This window comes from Burkholderia cepacia, from assembly GCF_029962485.1.
Lineage (GTDB): Bacteria > Pseudomonadota > Gammaproteobacteria > Burkholderiales > Burkholderiaceae > Burkholderia.
This window is the reverse complement of record NZ_CP073639.1, coordinates 636,273-652,970: the sequence shown is the minus strand read 5'-3', so window position 1 is coordinate 652,970 and position 16,698 is coordinate 636,273. Positions and strand designations below refer to the sequence as shown.

Annotated in this window: 16 protein-coding genes; 5 read left to right on the top strand and 11 right to left on the bottom strand. The window is 65.6% G+C overall.

The genetic code is table 11. The features are described 5' to 3' along the window. Positions 1-56 precede the first annotated feature (56 nt). Positions 57-881, top strand: coding sequence for an alpha/beta fold hydrolase (locus KEC55_RS33960; protein WP_282511879.1), 825 nt, complete (start codon positions 57-59; stop codon positions 879-881). Positions 882-941: 60 nt separating this feature from the next. Here KEC55_RS33960 and proP read toward each other — a convergent pair whose 3' ends face one another. Together proP and KEC55_RS33950 are read right to left on the bottom strand one after the other, a co-directional pair. Further along, a complete protein-coding gene (gene proP / locus KEC55_RS33955) occupies positions 942-2,411 on the bottom strand; it encodes a glycine betaine/L-proline transporter ProP (RefSeq protein ID WP_282511878.1) in 1,470 nt (489 codons plus the stop codon). A gap of 355 nt (positions 2,412-2,766) precedes the next feature. Beyond that, positions 2,767-3,693, bottom strand: coding sequence for a LysR family transcriptional regulator (locus KEC55_RS33950; RefSeq protein WP_282511877.1), 927 nt, complete (start codon positions 3,691-3,693; stop codon positions 2,767-2,769). A 180-nt stretch (positions 3,694-3,873) separates the two neighbouring features. On the opposite strand from KEC55_RS33950, the gene KEC55_RS33945 reads away from it, so the two are divergent. Further along, the gene (locus tag KEC55_RS33945) at positions 3,874-4,467 is read left to right on the top strand and encodes a glutathione S-transferase family protein (protein ID WP_282511876.1); all 594 of its coding nucleotides are present in this window, start codon (positions 3,874-3,876) and stop codon (positions 4,465-4,467) included. Positions 4,468-4,501: 34 nt separating this feature from the next. Further along, the gene (locus KEC55_RS33940; protein ID WP_282511875.1) at positions 4,502-4,867 is read left to right on the top strand and encodes a nuclear transport factor 2 family protein; all 366 of its coding nucleotides are present in this window, start codon (positions 4,502-4,504) and stop codon (positions 4,865-4,867) included. Between the two features lie 63 nt (positions 4,868-4,930). Here KEC55_RS33940 and KEC55_RS33935 read toward each other — a convergent pair whose 3' ends face one another. The 4 genes from KEC55_RS33935 to KEC55_RS33920 all read right to left on the bottom strand — a co-directional run bounded on the left by KEC55_RS33935 (position 4,931) and on the right by KEC55_RS33920 (position 7,682). Next, a complete protein-coding gene (locus KEC55_RS33935; protein ID WP_282511874.1) occupies positions 4,931-5,962 on the bottom strand; it encodes a 4-hydroxyphenylpyruvate dioxygenase family protein in 1,032 nt (343 codons plus the stop codon). A gap of 36 nt (positions 5,963-5,998) precedes the next feature. After that, positions 5,999-6,415, bottom strand: a complete 417-nt coding sequence (locus tag KEC55_RS33930; RefSeq protein ID WP_282511872.1) for a RidA family protein — start codon at positions 6,413-6,415, stop codon at positions 5,999-6,001. Positions 6,416-6,512: 97 nt separating this feature from the next. Further along, complete coding sequence (locus KEC55_RS33925; RefSeq protein ID WP_282511870.1) at positions 6,513-7,187, bottom strand: Crp/Fnr family transcriptional regulator; 675 nt, start codon at positions 7,185-7,187, stop codon at positions 6,513-6,515. Positions 7,188-7,289: 102 nt separating this feature from the next. After that, positions 7,290-7,682: a helix-turn-helix transcriptional regulator gene (locus KEC55_RS33920; protein WP_282511868.1), complete on the bottom strand. Its 393-nt coding sequence runs from the start codon at positions 7,680-7,682 to the stop codon at positions 7,290-7,292. 4 nt (positions 7,683-7,686) lie between these two features. Here KEC55_RS33920 and KEC55_RS33915 point away from each other — a divergent pair, with 4 nt between their 5' ends. Further along, positions 7,687-7,821 carry a hypothetical protein gene (locus tag KEC55_RS33915; protein ID WP_282511866.1) on the top strand — a complete coding sequence of 45 codons (135 nt, stop codon included), beginning with the start codon at positions 7,687-7,689 and terminating at the stop codon, positions 7,819-7,821. Here the strand turns inward: KEC55_RS33915 and KEC55_RS33910 are convergent. From KEC55_RS33910 to KEC55_RS33890, 5 genes are all read right to left on the bottom strand, one after another. Next, positions 7,805-10,183: an LPS-assembly protein LptD gene (locus KEC55_RS33910; protein ID WP_282511864.1), complete on the bottom strand. Its 2,379-nt coding sequence runs from the start codon at positions 10,181-10,183 to the stop codon at positions 7,805-7,807. The two genes, KEC55_RS33915 and KEC55_RS33910, sit on opposite strands and share 17 nt — an antisense overlap. Further along, complete coding sequence (bamA, locus tag KEC55_RS33905; protein WP_282513114.1) at positions 10,167-12,434, bottom strand: outer membrane protein assembly factor BamA; 2,268 nt, start codon at positions 12,432-12,434, stop codon at positions 10,167-10,169. The genes KEC55_RS33910 and bamA overlap by 17 nt, the downstream gene beginning before the upstream one ends. 80 nt (positions 12,435-12,514) lie before the next feature. Further along, entirely contained in the window at positions 12,515-12,817 is a 303-nt protein-coding gene (locus KEC55_RS33900; RefSeq protein WP_282511862.1) for a hypothetical protein, read from the bottom strand. Positions 12,818-12,955: 138 nt separating this feature from the next. Continuing rightward, positions 12,956-13,312, bottom strand: coding sequence for a hypothetical protein (locus tag KEC55_RS33895; protein WP_282511860.1), 357 nt, complete (start codon positions 13,310-13,312; stop codon positions 12,956-12,958). A gap of 435 nt (positions 13,313-13,747) precedes the next feature. Next, positions 13,748-14,914 (bottom strand): porin, encoded by a 1,167-nt coding sequence (locus tag KEC55_RS33890; protein ID WP_432626328.1) that lies wholly within the window; start codon positions 14,912-14,914, stop codon positions 13,748-13,750. A 482-nt stretch (positions 14,915-15,396) separates the two neighbouring features. Between KEC55_RS33890 and KEC55_RS33885 the strand changes: the two genes are divergently transcribed. Beyond that, positions 15,397-16,656 (top strand): hypothetical protein, encoded by a 1,260-nt coding sequence (locus tag KEC55_RS33885; protein WP_282511859.1) that lies wholly within the window; start codon positions 15,397-15,399, stop codon positions 16,654-16,656. Positions 16,657-16,698 lie beyond the last annotated feature (42 nt).

Sequence of the window (16,698 nt, the reverse complement as noted above, 5' to 3'; positions counted from 1 at the left end):
GCCGACCGCGGCGCCCGGTTCCGGGTCACCGCCGAGTCCTGACACCCGGAGACGACATGCCCGCACACATCATCCAAGGCAGCACGCTGCATTACCAGGATCACGGCGCCGGATTTCCGGTGCTGCTCGGCCACAGCTATCTGTGGGACGCGGCGATGTGGGCGCCGCAGGTCGATGCGTTGTCGCGCCGGTATCGCGTGATCGTGCCGGACCTGTGGGGGCATGGTGCATCGGGTGCGCCGCCCGACGGCACGCTAACGCTCGACGATCTCGCCGCGCACGCGAGCGCGCTGCTCGATGCGCTGGAGATCGACCAGTGCGCGGTCGTCGGGCTCAGCGTCGGCGGCATGTGGGGCGCGCGGCTCGCGTTGCGCGAACCGCAGCGCGTGCGCTCGCTCGTGCTAATGGATGCGTCGCTAGAGGCCGAGCCCGAGGCGACACGGCTGCGCTACTTCGGGATGCTCGATGCGATCGCGGCGGCAGGCAGCATTGTGCCGCCGCTGCTCGATGCGATCGTGCCGTTGTTCTTCCGCCCCGACGTCAATCTGGCAGACCCGGTGCCGACCGCGTTTCGCGCCGCGCTCGCGAGCCTGCCTGCGGACCGGCTGCGGCAATCGATCGTCCCGCTCGGCCGGCTGATCTTCGGCCGGCCCGACACGCTGCCGGCGCTGGCCGCACTCGATGCCGACCGCACGCTGCTGATGTGCGGCGCGGGCGACATGGCGCGCCCGCCGTCGGAAACCGTGAAGATGGCGAGCGTGATCGGTTGCGCGCATGCGCTGGTGCCGGACGCCGGCCACATTTCGAATCTGGAAAATCCCGCGTTTGTCACGCGTGCGCTGCTCGACTGGTTCGACGCGCAGCAGCTGTCGTCGAACTGACGAACGCGCGGGCGGCGACGCCGGCACGGGCCGCGCGGCGTCGCGTCATGCCGGACTGCGTCAGGCGCGCTCGCCGACCGGCGTGAACTTCCTGCCCGGCACACGGGCCTCGTCGGCACTGCCGCGCACGAGGCTCAACGCTTCCGCGCGGCTTGCGACGCACGGCCCCGAACCGGGCAGTGGCTGGCGTGCCGTCTCACGCAGCGCGAGTACCGACACGATGCCGATGAACGATGCGCCCATCAGGTAGTACGCGGGCATCATCAGGTCACCGGTGCGATCGACCAGCCACGCGGTGACGAGCGGCGTCGTGCCGCCGAACAGCGACACCGACACGTTGAAGCCGATCGCGAGCGCACCGTAGCGGATCCGCGTCGGGAACAGCGCCGGCAGCGCCGACGGCATCACGCCCGTGAACGTCGACAGCAGGATGCCGTAGATCAGCATCCCGCCGAACACCGGCAGCATGCCGCCGGTGCGGATCAGCATCAGCGCCGGCACCGACAGCACCAGCAGGCCCACGCAGCCGGCCATCATCACCGGCTTGCGGCCGACCTTGTCCGACAGGTGCCCGTTGTACAGCGTCATGGGCATCATCAGCACCATCACGAGCAGCACCATGAACAGGCCGTGCGATTCGCGGAAGTGCAGCGTCGCAGACAGGTAGCTCGGCAGGTACGACAGCGCCATGTAGTCGGTCACGTTGAAGATCAGCACGAGGCCGACACACTGCAGCAACGGCTTCCATTGTTCGACGAGCAGCGTCGTGAAGCGTTGCTTCGGCCGCGTGCGTTCGTCCGCCTCGCGTGCTTCTGCTTCCTTCTTGAATGCCGGCGTTTCCTCGAGTTTCAGACGGACGTAGAGGCCGACGAGGCCGAGCGGGCCGGCGATGAAGAACGGCACGCGCCAGCCCCACGACAGCAGCGCTTCCTGCGACAGTGTCGCCGTGAGCAGTGCGACGGTGGCCGCGCCGAGCGTATAGCCGATCAGCGTGCCGAATTCGAGGAAGCTGCCCATGAAGCCGCGACGCCTGTCGGTCGAAAATTCGGCGATGAAGGTGGCGGCGCCGCCGTATTCGCCGCCGGTCGAGAAGCCCTGCACGAGGCGGGCGACGAGCAGCAGCACGGGCGCCATGATGCCGATCGACGCGTAGCTGGGGATCAGGCCGATCGCGAAGGTGCCGACGGCCATCATGATCATCGTCGCGGCGAGCACGCGCTGGCGGCCGATGCGGTCGCCGAGCGGGCCGAACACCATGCCGCCGAGCGGGCGCACGAGGAACGCGGCCGCGAACGTGCCGAAGGTCGCGAGCAGCTGCGCGGACGGGCTGCTGGACGGGAAGAACACCTTGCCGAGCGTGACGGCGATGTAGCTGTAGACGCCGAAGTCGAACCATTCCATCGCATTGCCGAACGCCATCGCGCCGACCGCGCGCTTGAGGACGGCAGGGTCGACGATCGTGATGTCATCCAGCTTGACGGACTTGCGCGAAGACCGGGCTTTCGCGGGGTGCGCTTGCGACGGGCTCAATGAACTCTCCTGGAATTGCCTTGGCAGCCGGCCGGGCTGGAATGCAGTGGAGTCGTGCGGGCCGATGGTCAGCGAAGGCGGATGTCTCGGGGGCCTCGATGTCAGCGAAGTGATGTGCGCTGCGGGCGACACCGGGCAAGTTTGTTGTGAGAGCCAGTTTAGAGAAACGGGCGCAACCGACTATCGGTCATGCGCCCGGAACCCGGTTGTAAACGACACGGAAGGAACGGTGGCTTTCGTGCCGAATCGGCTACGTGTGGGCGTGCCATGCGCGAGGACGACGCGCGATCGCAGCGGCCATGCATCGATCGCGACTGGCGCATCGCGAGTACAAGAGAAGGGCGCGTGCGCGCGCTTATACTGCCGGCAAACGCCACTCGGCCGCGGCCAGCTTCGCGATGAAGAACTCGGCCAGCGCGCTGACCTTGGCCGGCCGCGCGCGGGCGGACGGTGTGACGAAGTACAGGCCGCCTTCGGGCAGGCGCCAGTCCGTCAGGACCGGTTCGAGCTGCCCGTCGGCGAAATACTGCGTCGCGACGAACTCGGGCAGTTCGGTGATCGCGAGGCCCGCGAGCACCGTCGGCAACAACGCTTCGACGCTGGTGCCGCGCAACATGCCGCCGGGCGTGACCGCGCACGTTTCACCGTTCGGACGGGTGAAGCGCCACACGTCGCGCTGGCTCCGGTTTGCGTACGTCAGGCACGGATGGGCGCCGAGCTCGTGCGGATGACGCGGCCGCCCGTGGCGCGACAGATAGGCCGGCGACGCGACGACGAAGCGCCGGACCGGGGCGATGAGCCGCGCGACGAGCGACGAATCCTCCATGATTGCGATGCGCAGCGCGGCATCGAAGCCGTCGCCGATCAGGTCGGATTGCGCATCGGTCAGGTGCAGATCGACGGCGATGTCCGGATAGCGATCGAAGAACTCGGGCAGCAGCGGCGCAACCCAGCGCGCGCCGAACGATAGCGGCGCAGCCAGCTTGACGAGGCCGCGCGGCCGGCTCGACGTCTCGCGTGCGAAATCCTCGGTGTCTTCCGCATCGGTATAGAGCTTCGCCGCGCGCTCGATCAGCGTATGGCCGTAATCGGTGAGCGCGAGCCGCCGCGACGTGCGGTTGAACAGACGCCCGCCGAGCCGTTCCTCGAGGCGCGTCACGGCGCGCGACACCGTCGCGACCGAGACGCCCGTCGCCGCGGCCGCGGCGGCGAACGAGCCTTCTTCCGCGACCTTCGCGAACATCGCGAAACCTTCAAAATCCGGCAGTCTGGATAGCGACATTTTTGCAATGATGGTTTGCAATCGTTTCTGTTTCGAAAAATAGCACGGCGCCCTACATTTGTCTCACCTCAACGGAGATGAATCATGGAACCCCAATTCGCAGGAAATGGCGCCGTCGCGGCGGGCGGCGATCCCGGTACGGCCACGCTGGACGTGTTCGCATTCGCGACGCCCAACAGCGTGAAGGTGCCGATCGCGCTGGAAGAGATGGGCGTCGATTATCGGCTCGTGGCGGTCGATCTGCGTCGCGGCGAACAGAACACCGATGCGTTCAGGGCCATGAATCCCGACGCCAAAGTGCCGGTGCTCGTCGACCGCGCGGCGCATGCCGATGGCGACATCGTGCTGAGCGAGTCGGCCGCAATCCTCGTGTACCTCGCCGAGAAGACCGGGCAATTGCTACCGAAGGATGGCGTGCCGCGCGGCAAGGTGTTCGAGCAACTTTTCTTTCACGCGTCCGCGTTGAGTCCGGCCTTTCTGCAGGCGTTCCGGGTGGCGATCGGGGCGGTACCGGAACCCGATGCGAAAGCACGCGCGCTGGTGGACGTGGAGCGCGCACTGGGCGTACTCGAGCGCGTGCTCGAACGCGGCCGGTACGTGGCGGGCGATGCATACAGCATCGCGGATATCGCACACTTCGGCTGGCTGTGGCGTCACCAGGCGATCGGCGCGTCGCTCGACCGATTTCCGTCCGTGGCGCGCTGGTATGACGACATTGCCGCGCGCCCGGCGGTCGTTACCGCCGTCGACAAGACATTGGCACTCGCGCGGTAATGCGATCACACGCAATTTGATCAGGAGAACGATGATGAACGACCGTATCCATGAACTGCTCGAACGCAATCTGCAGGAGGTGTTCGGCGAAGGCGACGCGGTGCGCCGCCGTGCCGCAATCGAAGCGCTTTATACCGACGACTGCGTGCTTTACGTGCCGCCCGGTACGTTCGTCGGGCACGAAGCGCTCGACAGGTTTGCCGGCGACTTGCGCGCGACGCATCCGCATTTCGTCTATACCGCGCATGGCCAGCCGCAGGCGCTGCACAACGCCGGCCGCGTGTCGTGGGGTTCCGGCCCGCGCGGCGAAGCGCCCGAATATACGGGCATTGACGTGATCATCGTGCGCGACGGAAAGATCGCCGCGCTCTATGTGTTCCTCGACTCGGAACCGTCGTAAGCGCACGCGTTCGACGCGCGACAGCCACGCGCGGGCCGCGGAACGACGCTCCGCAGCCCGTTTTCATCTGCGCGTGCCGCGTTCCTGCTGGTCCTGCTCCTGCGATTCGAACAGTGCCTTGAAATTGCCTTCGCCGAATCCATCCTCGCCGCGCCGCTCGATGATCTCGAAGAACACGGGGCCGATCTGACGCCGCGTGAAACGCTGGAGCAGGACCTGCTGCGGGCCTTTCCCGTCGACGAGAATGCCGCGCGCGGCCAGTCGTTCCAGGTCGAGGCCATGCCCGGGCAGCCGGGCGTCGATGCCGGCGTAGTAGTGCCGTGAAGGCGCGGCCATGAAGGCGATGCCGGCGCGCGCGAGCTGGTCGATCGTCGCGTCGATGTCGGCGCTCAGCAGCGCGATATGCTGGATGCCTTCCCCGCCGTAGTCGCGAATGAATTCGTCGTTCTGGTTCAGCACGCCGGGCTGGTCGTGTGCGGCGGCCGCGACCGGAATCGATACGCGTCCGCACGGGCTGACCATCGAGCGCGCGCGCATGCCGGTCTGGCGCCCCTTGACCTCGAGGTATTGTCGCTCGTCGAACCCGAAGGTGTCGCGATAGAAATCCGCCCAGCGATCGAGGTTGTCCGGATGAACGATGTTGGACGTGTGATCGACCGCGACGATGCATGCGTCGCCCGCCGGCCCGGGACGCGTTTCGACGGGCAGGTCGAAGAGGGTACGAAAGTCCGAGTCGACGAAGTAGACGAGGCTGTCGCCGATGCTCAGGATGGCCGGCGTATCGACGACGAACGCCCCTTCGGTTTCGGGTAGCGCAACACGGGCGCCGCCGGCCAGTGCCTGTTGCTGCGCGCGGTGTGCATCGTCGACGCGGATCGCGATCGCCCGCACGGACGCACCGTGACGTGTGCGGAACGCGTTCGGGTTGCCGTTTATGACGAATGCGGCAGTGCCCTGGGTCATCATCACCATGCCGTGTTTCGAGCGTCCTGCCACTCGAAAGCCGAAACGTTCGAACAGATCGACGAGGTTGGCAGGTTCAGGTGAAACGAATTCGACGAATGCGAAGCCGTCTGTTATGACCATGTTTTTCATGTCGGAATCCTGATTGTATGGCGCATGACGATGCCGTCATGCATCGCGCGTCGCCGCGACGACCTTGATCTCGACGACCAGTTCCGGGCGAGCTAGCGCGGCGACGCCGAGGATCGTCCAGGCGGGAAAATCCGCGCGCATGTAGCGCGATTTCGCCGCGCGAAAATCTGCAAGGTGCGTGCCGATATCGACGTGATAGGACACCAGCTCGACGACATCCGAAAAGTTCAGGCCGAGATGCGCGAGGATCGCTTCGATCCGCGTGAATGCCGCGTCGATCTGTTCGGCGGGCGATTCCGGAATCGAACCGTCGGCGCGCAGGCCGATCTGACCGGCGATGAAGACGAGGCCGTGCGCGGTAACCGCCGGCACGTACTCGAACAGGTCGAAGATGCGATTGCCGCCGAACGTCGGGTCGTCGTCGGGGAGGCGCAGGCGTTGGATGCCGTTCATGACTTCTCCTTTGCAAGGGATGACTGTCCACCAGCGGATAGCCGATGCGCGGACTTTACCGGCGCGGCAAAGGGAAGTCTGTATAGGCGTTTACAAATCAGCCGAGCAGCCGGGAGGGATCGGTCACCCAGATGCGGCGCTGGCGGATCTCGATCGCGCCGAGGTCCGCCAGCCGTTTCAGCGCACGCGTGACGGTCACGCGGGTGGCACCCGTCATCGCCGCGATCTGCTCGTGCGTGAGCGGGATCGTGATCAGCGTGCGGCCGTCGTGCCGTTCGCCGTACAGGTCGGCCAGCCTGCCGAGCAATTCGCCGATGCGCATGTCCGGCCTGGGGAGCGCGAGGTACTGGATGCGCGACGCGAGGATGCGCTGCTTGAGCGCGATCACGCGCATCAGCGACATCGCAAGTTCCGGGCGTGCCGGTATCGCCGCCTCGATCGTGCGGATGTCGAATTCGAGCAGCTCCGACGCCTCGACGGTGATCGCGGTGGCGATCCGCGGATGGCCGTCGATCGCGGGACTTTCGCCGAACATCGACCAGCGCCCCATGACTTCGAGGATGAATTCCGCGCCGTCGCGCTGGAAGATCGATACCTGGACGCGGCCCGACAGCACGAAGTAGAACGTCGTGCCCGGGTCGCCTTGCCGGTAGATCGTGGCGCCCTTGTCATATCGCGTGCTGCGGCCCAGGTCGGCCGCGCCCACCCATGTGGCGGCCGTGGCGTCGTCCATGTGCCAGGTTTCGGTCGTGGGCGTGTCGTGTGCTTTCATGCGGGAGGTCCGTGGGGCGCAGGCTTGTCGTGACTGTGCCATCCTACGCCGCGTCGGACGCGCGCGGTAGCCCGGCGCTTTCTCGCTGCCCGACGTCGCGGGCTAACCCCGTTGCTCGATCCGATACCGCCGCGGGTTGATACCGGTCGTGCGCTTGAACGCGACGCTGAACGCGGTATCCGACAGATGGCCGATCCGTTCGGCGATCGACACGAGCGGCTCGTCCGAATCCTTGAGCACCGTCATCGCGATCACCATCCGCCATCGATGGAGATATTCGAGCGGCGCGCTGCCGACCATCCTGCGAAAGTGCGTCGCGAATGCCGTGCGTGACATCCCGGCGCTCGATGCAAGCGTGTCGATCGTCCAGCGCCGTTCCGGCGCGCCGTGCATCACCGACAGCACCGGGCCGACCTTCGGGTCGGACAGCGCATTGAGCCAGCAGTCGGCCACCGCGCCGCTCGCAATCGCGGCGCGCAACGTCTGCGCGAGCACGAGCGTGGCGAGGCTCGTTTTCGCGATGTCGGTGCCGGCCGAGCATCGCCCGCTGGACGGCGTATTGCCGTGGGCGATCGATGCCGGCGCGGCCGAGCGGTTGTGGGCATTGAGCGGGCAGCTTACGGATAGTCGCTGAACCGCGACGTCGGCGCCGGCAGCGTCGGCGTCGAATATCCGGGCACGTTCGCGCGGAATTGCTGCTGCAGCCCGTTGTCGATGCGGCTCAGCCCGTTGAGCTGCAACTGCACCAGCACGCGCGTGCCGGTGGTCGGCGACGTCGTGCCGTTGTAGTTCGTGTACTTCTGCAGCGCGAAGCTGATGGCCCAGCAGTCGGCCGCATATTGAAACCCGAGCAGCCCGCTCACCAGCCGGTGCGCGGCGAGATCGTAGTCGACCGAGCCGACGCCCGACAGCGCATGCGTAAGCGGCCACTGTGCGGACAGCAGCACCTGGTTCTCGGGCTCGTCGTCGAGCGTCGCGTTCGCCCGTGCGTACAGGTACGCGAGATTGATCACCTTGCCGTCGGCCGGCTTCCAGTCGATACCGGCCGTGGCCTGCGTCAGCTCGCTGCTCGACTGGTTGTATTCGGCCGCCTGCTGCAGTTCGAGGCCGGGTCCGACACGAAGCGCCGCGCCGGCGATCACGTCGGACGGGCCGACCGTCGGCGGCGTGTCGCCCGGCATCGTGACCTGCGACGCGCGGAAGTAGTACTCCTGCGCGAGCACGAAACGCGCAAGCTCGGTGCCGCTGCCGGCATCGACGAAGCGCGTGGTGACGCCGGCCGTCAGCCGGTTCATGTCGCTCACGCGGTCGCCGCCGACGAAGCGGTTGCTCGTGAAGATCTCCGCGAGACCGAAATCGAGCGGCGCGGTGTCGAACGCCGGTGCGAAGGTCTGGTTGCGATACGGCGTATAGACGTAGTACAGCCTCGGTTCGAGCGTCTGGATCATGTCGATGCCGAACAGCCGGACCGCGCGCTCGAACGTCGCACCCATGTCGAGGCTCGCGGTCGGCACGTTGACGCTGAAATTCTTCGGTTGGCCGGCCGGTGCGTCGCTGCCGATCGACGTGAGGTCGTACGACGCCGCATGCCACTGGAACTTCGGCGTCACGTACCAGCCCGGTGCGACGATCGGGTAGCTGACGTAGGTATCGAACGTCAGCCGGTTGCCTTCGGTCGAGTCGGCGGTCGGGATCGTGAAGCGCGTCGCGTTGACGTCGGCGCCGAAGTCGAAGCCGCCGACGTTGTAGCGCGTGTATTTCGCATCGAGTTCCGGCTCGCGGTTGTACGGCGGCGTGGTCGTGAACGACTGCCAGTTCTGCACGCGCGCGAGGACGGACCACGGCCCGTGGTTGTAGGTCACGCCCGCCTCCTGCTGGAACAGCGTCTGCGAGCCGACGACGACCGAGTTTGCGTTCGAGAAGTCCGACGGCACCGACGCGTCGGACACGCGGTTGTAGTTCGCATACGCGGCGAAGCCGTTGCCGAGGTTCTCGCGATGCTGGAACGCGATCGAGTAGCGGTTGGTGTGCGTCGTCGCGTCGTCCGGCAGATAGCTGACGGACAGCGAACCGGAGTAGGTCGGGCTCAGGTAGCGGTAGTCGGTGGTCAGCATCGCGCCGCGCTTGGTCATCAGCCGCGGCGTGACCGTCAGGTCGTCATTCGGCGCGAGATTGAAATAGACCGGGACGGCGATGTCATAACCGTTGGTCGAGCTGATCGCGAACGTGGGCGGCAGGATCCCGGTCTTGCGCTCGCCGTTCAGCGGAAACGACATCCACGGAGACGCAAACACCGGCACGCCCGCGAAGTACAGGATGCCGTCGTGCGCGACGCCGACGCCCGCCGCGTCGTCGAGATCGAGCCGCGACGCCCGCAGGTACCAGGCCGGATCGTTCGTGCAGTGACAGGTCGTGTACGTGCTGTCGTAGATGACCTCGCGCGAATCGTCGAGCAGGTCGACGCGCGAGCCGGAGCCCGAGCCACCCGTCAGGTTGAAGTGGTAGTGCGGTGACGTCATCGTGCCTTCGGCGCTGTCGAGCTGCAGGTGCGCGTCGGGGCCGGCAAACGCGTTGCCGTCGTGGACGACCTGCACATGCCCGTACGCGTCGGTCATGTCGGTGTCGGTATCGTAGTGGATCGCGTCGGCCTTCACGACCGAGGCGCCGCGCCGCAATTCAGCATTGCCATGTAGTGACAGGTCCTGGTCGACGGTGCCGGTGGCCGCCGCGCCGATCCCGAAAGTCGTTGCGGCCTGGCCGGCGGCGAGCGGGTGCTCGACGAGTTGCGACGCGATGCGCAGCCCCCACGCGTCGCCGATCCGGTACGGGTCGGCCGCCGCATTCTGCAACTGCGCAACGGCGTCGCGCGGCGCGCCGAGCGCGATCGACAACGCGACATCGACGAGCAGCGCGATCGCGGCGGCGCGCAGGCGGGCGACGATTCCGCCGCGCGCGGCGCGGTGCAGGCCGGCGGCGGAATCAGAACGACGTGCCAATCTGGAACTGGAATTTCTGGTACTGGTCGCCGGTGTGGTGCACGATCGGCAGCGCATAGTCGATCTTCAGCGGGCCGATCGGCGAGATCCATTCGAGCCCGATGCCGTAGCTGTAGCGCAAGCCGTTCGCGCCGACGCTGTTGCCCTCGGTGCCCCAGACGTTGCCGCCGTCGACGAACGTGAACACGCGCAGCGTGCGGTCGTAGCCGGTGCCGGGCAGCGGCACGGTCATCTCGACATTGCCGACCACCATCTTCGAGCCGCCGATCGGGTCGCCGGTCGTCGCGTCGCGCGGGCCGAGCGAGCCGGGCTCGTAGCCGCGTACCGACCCGATGCCGCCCGCGAAGTAGTTCTTGAAGATCGGGTAGGGCTGCCCGCCGAGCCCGTTGCCGTAGCCGGCCTGGAAATTCAGGCCGAGCACGAGGCCGCGCGCGAACGAGTGGTAGTACTGCGCCTGCACGTCGGTCTTGTAGTACGACACGGAGCCGATCGGCGTGCCGTATTCCGCATTCGCCTGCAGGTAGTAGCCGCGTCCCGGGATCAGCACGCTGTCGCGCTGGTCGCGCGACCAGCCGACCGTGAATGGCGCGACGTTCGACACGCGACCGAACGTGTTCACGTAGTCGATATAGCTCTGCGGCGTCGTCGAATCGACGTCGAGCCGGTCCTGTTCGAGCCCGAGCCCGAAATACACCATGTCGGTCTCGGAGAACGGGATGCCGAACTTCGTGTCGACCCCGTACGAAATGATCCGGAAGCTCGTGTCGTTCGTGCTCGAGTAGTAGAGCGGCTGCGTCGTCCGGTAGTACACGTCGGTGATGCGCTTGACGCCGTCGATCGTGAAGTATGGATCGGTTTGCGACACGCTCAGCGTGCGCATCGTCGTCGCGGTGTTCGCGTTGACGGCGATCGTCTGGCCGCTGCCGAACACGTTGTCCTGCGACACGCCGGCCGAGATGATCGGCCCTTCGCCCGAACCGTAGCCGAGGCCGAGCGAGATCGTGCCGGTCGGCTTCTCGGTGACCTTCACGTGCACGTCGACCTGGTCGGCCGTGCCCTCGACCGGCACCGTCGTGACGTCGATGTCGGTGAAATAGCCGAGCCGGTTGATGCGGTCCTTCGACAGCTTGAGGCGCGACGAATCGAACCACGCGTCTTCCATCTGCCGCATCTCGCGGCGGATCACCTCGTCGCGTGTGCGCGTATTGCCGAGGATGTCGATGTGACGAACGTAGACGCGGCGCCCGGGCGTGACCTGCAGCGCGAGATCGACGGTGTGATGCTGCTGGTCGATCTGCGGCACGGTATTGATCGTCGCGAACGCGTAACCGTATTCGCCGAGCTTGTCGATCAGTGCCTGCGTCGTGTCCTTGAGTTTTGCCGCAGAGAAGTGCTCGCCGGCACGGATCGCGATGATCCGGTTCAGCTCGGCTTCGCGCCCGAGCAGGTCACCGGCGAGCCGGATGCCCGAGATCGTGTACGGCTTGCCTTCGTGCAGCGCGACAGTCAGGTCCATGTCCTTGCGGTCCGGAGACAGCGACACCTGGGTCGACTCGATGTTGAACTCCAGATAACCGCGATCCAGGTAGTACGAGCGGACGGCGTCGAGATCGGTCGAGAGCTTGTCCTTCGAATACAGGTCGTCCTTCGTGTACCAGGAGAACCAGTTCGGCGTCGACAGCTGCATTTCGTCGCGCAACGTCGCATCGCTGAACACATGATTGCCGATGAACGCGACCTGCCTGATCTTCGCGCTCGGCCCTTCGACGACGGAAAACAGCAGGCCCACGCGATTGCGGTCGATCGGGCTCACGGTGGTCGTCACTTCGGCCGCGTAATAGCCGCGCGTCAGGTACTGCCGCTTGAGTTCCTGCTCGGCCTTGCTGACGAGCGACGGGTCATAGGCATGCCCGGATACCAGCCCGACCGCCTTCATCGCCTTCTCGATCGCGTCCTTGTCGAACTCGTGGAGCCCGGCGAAATCGATCGTGCCGATCACCGAGCGCTCGGCGACGTTCACGATGACGACGTCGCCTTCCGTCGCGATCCGCACGTCGTTGAAGAAGCCGGTCGCGTAGAGCGCGCGGATCGCGGCCGAGGCTTTGTCGTCGGTAAAGGTGTCGCCGATCTTGAATGGCAGATACGAGAACACGGTGCCGGGCTCGATGCGCGTCAGGCCTTCGACACGGATGTCCTGGATCGCGAAGCCGCTCGACGCCGGCGTGCCGGTCGCCGTTTGCGCAGCCGCGATCGTCTGAGCGTGAACCGGCAGCGCGGCCGGCGTGAGCCACCACAGCCGGGCAAGCCAGCCGAACCTGAACGAACGCGTTTTCACTGCCAGTCGATCCCGTCGTCGAACGCGTGGACGCGATGTTCGGCGTCGTTCTGCGCATCGCGCACGAGCAGGCGCGACGCCGTGCCGACATGCGATTCGGCAAGCTGATGCACGGCCGCGTAGCCGTTGCCGCACACTGCGCTCAGCGACAGCCCCGTGGCGTAACGGCCGGTGAGCCGGCAGCGGAAGATCGTGCGCGCGTCGATCGGCAGCAGGTACCAGCTGCTGGCGCCGAAATCCGACAACGCATAGGCGAAGGGTTGCCGCGCGAGTGCGACGGTCGAAGAAGGGATTCGCATGATGGGCATGTCCTGGCGGAAAGAAACGTAAAACCACGACCCGCGCCGGCGAGGAGCGGACCGCCTTGTAGTTCGTATTGCGAAATAAATGAACCGAATTCTCTTTCTGTAAAGAGACCGGTCAGCGCCGATCGCGCGTCAGTTCAGCATCGCGTGATTGACTGGCATGGCCGTCTCTGGCGGCGACGCGAGCGCTTCGACGAGGTTGGTCAGGTTGATGGCGGGCAGCGCGAACGCGATCCAGCCCATGCCGACATGACGAATCGACAGCACGGCGCCGTCGTAATCGGCGAGCCGGTCGACCCGCCAGCACGGGTCGATCTGCAGCGGATACTGGCCTTCCGGCGGCTCGACCGGATGCGTCGGCTGCATTGCCGCCCGTGCGGTCGCGAGCTGCAGGATCATCTGGTCGATATCGTGGACACCGAGCACGGCGGTCTGGCTGTCGATCGTGAACCTGATCACTGGATACCCGGATTCGGTGGAGACTTCCATGCGCATCGTGTGATACATGATCGGGCCTTTCACTGTTGCTGTCGGGGAACACGGCCGCCATCGGAGCGGCCGGTGTTCGGTGTGACGGAAGCATAGGTCACACGATCGTCAAATAAATTTCAAGATTGTTTCGTCATATTCAGGACTCCCGTATGGACGCTTTGTAAGCGGATTGAATTGGACGTTGCGCAAGAGTGGCGGGCCATTATTGAGATATATGGTGAAGGTGACAGCGCACGATGTACGTGATCGGTAATCGATACGGCGCGGCAACGCGTAATGACCCGTCGCTTTCCGGAATTTCGCGCGAGGCGGCGTATTTCCGCGCACCGGATGGCCGCAATATTTCAAATGATTGTGGCGGGATGCGGCGGTGTCCTCGTGATGGGCAATCGTGCGCCGGCCGCGACGAACGGCGGCCGGCGCGCGTTGCGATCAGAACCGGTGGCGGATGCCGAGGCTGACCATCTCCTGGCTGTCGGTGCCGGCAACGCCGTAGGAGCCGATCGATGCTTCGGCGCTGGATACCGTGCCGTCGGCGTTCAGCTGCGTACCGGTTGCCTTCTGCCACGCGCCGACGAGATACACGTCGGTCCGCTTCGACAGGCTGTAGTCGGCGCCGAGCGACACCTGGTTGTAGGACGCGTTGGTATCGCCGCTCGCATGCGTGTAGCTGTAGCCCAGGCCGAGCAGCAGCGCCGACGTGGCCTGGTAGTTGAAGTACGCCTGGCCAGTGTTGAACTTCTCGGTCGATGCAAACGCCGACTGCGCGTCCGCCTTGTACGCCGCGTTGCTGTACGACAGGCCGACCGTATACGGCCCGGCGACGTAGCGGGCGGCGACGCGCGCGATATTGATCGACTTCGCCGTCGCATAGCCCGAGTTGACGGGGCCGTCGAAGGTACCGTCGGAGGTCGACGACCAGCCGGTGCGCGCAACCGTCGAATTCGAGTTGTCGGCGACGTAGTAGCCGGCCGCCAGCGAGAACGGGCCGTTGTTGTACGAGGCCGCGACCGACCATGTCTGCCCCGATCCCGTTTGCCCAGCGACGCCGCCGAGCGCATACATCGTCTCGACCTGCAGCCCGCCGTAGCTCGGCGAAAGGTACTTGATCGCGTTGTTGGTGCGGGAGCTGTTGTCGTAGTTGTCGACGTCGCCGGCGGTGGCGAACGTGCTGCCGAAGTACGCGTCGTCGGTGAGCCCCTGGACCTGGTCGACGAGCGGATCGTACTGGCGGCCGAGCGTGAGCGTGCCGTACTGGTTGCTTTGCAGGCCGACGTATGCCTGGCGTCCGAACAACGACGTCGTGCCGTTATAGGTGCCCATCTTGCCGTTGTTGACGTTGAAGCCGTTCTCGAGCTGGAAGATCGCCTTCAGCCCGCCGCCGAGATCCTCGCTGCCCATCAGGCCCCAGCGGCTGCCGGACAGGTTGCCCGAATAGAGACCGAGCTGGTTGCTGCCGGTGGGTGTGGCGTTGTGCGTGAACTGGATAGATTCGTCGATGACGCCGTACAGCGTCACCGTGCTCTGTGCGTGCGCGGCGGAAAAGCCGGCCAGCAACGCGAGCGACAACAGCGATTTCTTCAAGATACCTTTCATCATGAACTCTCCTGGCATGTAACGGAACTGCTTTCCTTCCTGCCGAATCGACGCGCTTTCGTCAGGAGCCGCCATTAGGTCATGACGAAAATTAAGATCCGTTGGGATTCCACAACGACGGGTTTACCGCCGGTTTATTCCGCGTTTCGTTTGTAATGTGATGGTTGTGGACGCAATCAATTAAGTCGCCGTCGAATCGTGAGTCGACACGACGCGCGAGCCTCGTCGCACGGGCCTGATGCGATGTCGAGCGGCCATGCCGAGTTGCGACGCGGTGGGCGATCGCACATTCGCGCGTCAAATGCCGTAATGAAAATCGCGTCGGGAAATCGAGGCGCGCACTTGCTGGTATGAAACCCGCTTGCCTTGCAAGCACGTGCATCGGTAAATCACGGTAACGGGGGGCGTAAACCGGGTAATTCCATCGAAACCTACACTGGGACGACGTGATGAACGGACTTTGACGTAACGATGGAGGGGCTTCCATGAATTCGACGCAAGCGGTGTTTCTGCATTCCGGATATGGCGCGACCGACGGCTGGCTGTGGTCGTGTCTTCGCGATCTCGATGGTGTAACGGCGTACGACGAACCGCTGCGCGCGATGGTCGAGTCTGTCGATTACGCGCAGTACGCCGGAACCGGCTCCGACGGCCCGCCGGTGGCGATGCCGGCGCCCGGCCTGCGATCGGCTGCGAGCGTTGCCGATACGCTGCGGCAGGACACGCTTGGCCTGTCGCGCGTCGAGATGGCGTTTTCAGCCAACCAGTTCGAGGAAGCGACGCCCGAATACGCGGGCGATATTGAGTTCTTCCTGCGTACGCTGATGGGGCAGGCATTCGATTGCGGGCACCTGCCGGTGTTCCGGTTCGGGGAATCGCTCGGCCGACTCGCGTGGATGCGCCGCACGTTCCCCGATGTCGTCCATATCGTCGTGGCGCGCAATCCGCTCGCGCAGTGGCAGTCGTGTTGCGACCGGCTCGTCGCGCATCGCGACGCATACGGCATTGCACTCCCGTTCCTGGCGCTCGCGTGCGGCAGGAGCGTGCCGGCCGTCGAGCGGGTCGTCGTCGGCCTGCGCATCGACCTGCCCGACGATTTTCCGTGTGTCGGCGAGCGGCCGGCCGGTCACTGCGTCGAATTCTTCAAGGCGCATGCGGCCTATGTCGGGCCGGCTGCCGCCTATCGCGCGTTTCTCGGCTGCTGGCTGCTCTCGATGCGGCATGCAACGACCCACGCGGATGCGATCTTCGATTGCGATCTGGCGATACGGTCGCATGCCTACCTGGACGCCGCGGAGGCGTGGATTGCGAACCTGACGGGCCTGACGCCGTCGATGCAGGGTGCGCACCGGAACCATGCGGCGCGCAACCGGACGATGTCGTTCTCCGACGACGAGGATGCACATCTCGCCGCGATGGAAATCGGCAAGGTGCTGGTGCGCGACGGCAGCGCACCGGTCGATGCGCTCGCGCTGTGGGCCAGCAAGCTGGCCGAGGCGACGCTGGGTGCGCGGGCCGACGCGGATGCGACGATGGCCTACGGGCAGATGTGCGTCGACCAGGCGCTGCAAATCGTCGATCTCGCGGCGGCCGGCAGCTTTGGCTGCGATACGGTGCTCGCGAGCGAACTGGCGATGATGAAAGCGGCGCTCGGCGGGTTGGTCGATCAGGCGGACGGGCGGCGGCCGGGGCCGTGGTCGCGGTTGACGAGCGGTGCGCGGAATTTTCTGGCGGCGCGGTGGTAGAGGGTGGTCCGTCACGGACGAGCCGCAAGAAGGGGCAGCGAT